Raw genomic sequence first — 1,767 nt, forward strand, 5'->3', positions numbered from 1 at the left:
CTGGCTTTTGGTTGCCGTCGAGAGCATCAATAAAAACGGATAGAGAGTCGTGACAGCCCCAAGGCTGAGCACGAGATACAGTGCCGCAAGCCCTGCACGAACCTTAAACGAGTTCCTCCCAATCGGCGAGATGTGCATTTATTTCCGGCTGGCCAGGAACGCTTCCTCTTTGGCCGCAAGCTCCTCGGGAGTGATGCGCTTGGCCTCACCGGGGGCAAGATCCGCGACGGCCACAAGAATGGCGTAGTTGAGAGAAAATTTCTTCTCCGCCCCCGTCAGACGGTTACGTGCTTCCTCGGAGAGTCCGTCGAGCCACTTGGTTTTCATAGCTTTCTCATTCTCTTCGTGCCGCTTACGTAGCTCAGCAGGGAGGGTCTCACGATCTACCAGCACCGAGGCTTCATCATCGTAGACTTTCAGGATCGTGCCGCTCATGTCAGCGTAGTGGGGATAGTAGAGTCCGCTCTTAATATCGGCGGGAGTTTGTTCGCGTGCGGCGATAATAACAGTGTCGCCGGAATTGATCTTGGCCATGCGGGTATTATACCCGCATGGAATCCTACGAGCACTTTCGAATTGCGGTCTGGGTCTTTGGCATCCCGACGATTATTGCCCTCACCGTTCGGGCGATCCGAAAGATGCGCGCCATCCGCCAGCGCCACGAGGAGCTATTGGAAGAGGCGGAGCACACCCCACAGAATGCCCAGCAAGCCCTCGCGGAGCTCTATGCCGAGCCGCAGAAAACCCAAAAAATCAAACAGAGGCGCTGAAGTCAAGCGGGTGATCGAACTCCAATTTAACCACGGCAACCGTGTTGCTCAGCGCATTTACGGGCAGATTCGTGAGCCGCAGAAACGCCTGGTGCTCCACATGATCGCTGGGTACCAGCTCCAAGCCCACCCCGACGGGCTTGCCGGTATTGAGCAGCGTCGTGCGGGTTGGTGCGACGGCCAAGGGCTTGAGCTTGATCGCACTCCCCACCAAGTCCGTGTGGCAGATGACATAGAGTGTGTTGTCTCGGCGCGTGAGTAAGACGCTCTTATTGGCTGAAAGCTCCGAGCAGGGTGTAGTGCCCTCAAACGCCTCACGAACGGCCTTGTACCAGCCCCCCACCCTCTTGAGAATCCCCGCAGACTCCGGCGGAATCGTGCCATCGCCCTTTGGCCCGACATTGAGCAGGTAGTTCGCATCCCGCGCCCGGAACTTGGCAATCGAGCGCATCAGGTGCCGGTCCGAGTAGTAGTCCTCGTTTTTGCGCCAGCTCCAGCTCTCCATCCCCACCGACTGACACGCCTCCACACGCCGCGCAAAGTCTACTGTGCTCTCGTAGTCACGCTCGGGGGTGCCAAAATCGCCCTCATCATAGCCCCGGTCGTTGATCACCGCCTTGGGCTGGAGCTGGCGGATCAGCGCGTTGATGCTCGGGTCGCGGTGTAGATCCACGTTCATGTCCCACCAGAAGCCATGAAGCTCGCCGTAGTTCGTGCAAAGCTCGCGCACCTGCCCACGCACGAACTCGGTGTAGGCCAGCAAGTTTGGGGAATCGTCCGGCTGCGCGGGGATCTCATGATGCCGCCCCTGATTGGGATAGCTCGGGTGGTACCAATCTGCAATCGAGTAGTAGAGACAGAGCGGGAACTTGCGCTGATGGCACGCCTCGGCGAGCAGCTTTACGATATCTTTGCCATAAGGCGTGTTCATCGTGTTGTAGCGCGTCAGCTGGGTATCCCAGAGGCAGAAGCCATCGTGATGCTTGGCGGTGAGAAT

Annotated in this window: 3 protein-coding genes; 1 reads left to right on the forward strand and 2 read right to left on the reverse strand. The window is 58.2% G+C overall.

Annotation, left to right across the window (positions count from 1 at the left end; genetic code table 11):
• Positions 1 to 138: 138 nt before the first annotated feature.
• On the reverse strand, positions 139 to 534 hold the full coding sequence (locus tag RMO15_RS11400; protein ID WP_309712206.1) for a hypothetical protein: 396 nt from the start codon (positions 532 to 534) through the stop codon (positions 139 to 141).
• 17 nt (positions 535 to 551) lie between these two features.
• On the opposite strand from RMO15_RS11400, the gene RMO15_RS11405 reads away from it, so the two are divergent.
• Positions 552 to 770 carry a hypothetical protein gene (locus tag RMO15_RS11405; RefSeq protein WP_309712208.1) on the forward strand — a complete coding sequence of 73 codons (219 nt, stop codon included), beginning with the start codon at positions 552 to 554 and terminating at the stop codon, positions 768 to 770.
• Here RMO15_RS11405 and RMO15_RS11410 read toward each other — a convergent pair.
• A partial coding sequence (locus RMO15_RS11410; RefSeq protein WP_309712211.1) for an alpha-L-fucosidase occupies positions 754 to 1,767 on the reverse strand: 1,014 nt, incomplete at its 5' end. The two genes, RMO15_RS11405 and RMO15_RS11410, sit on opposite strands and share 17 nt — an antisense overlap.

Source organism: Armatimonas sp. (assembly GCF_031410135.1).
Lineage (GTDB): Bacteria > Armatimonadota > Armatimonadia > Armatimonadales > Armatimonadaceae > Armatimonas.

Bases quoted from the DNA above. Each gene is read 5' to 3' on its own strand.
- RMO15_RS11400 (WP_309712206.1), bottom strand. From the start codon at position 534: ATGGCCAAGATCAATTCCGGCGACACTGTTATTATCGCCGCACGCGAA.
- RMO15_RS11405 (WP_309712208.1), top strand. From the start codon at position 552: ATGGAATCCTACGAGCACTTTCGAATTGCGGTCTGGGTCTTTGGCATC.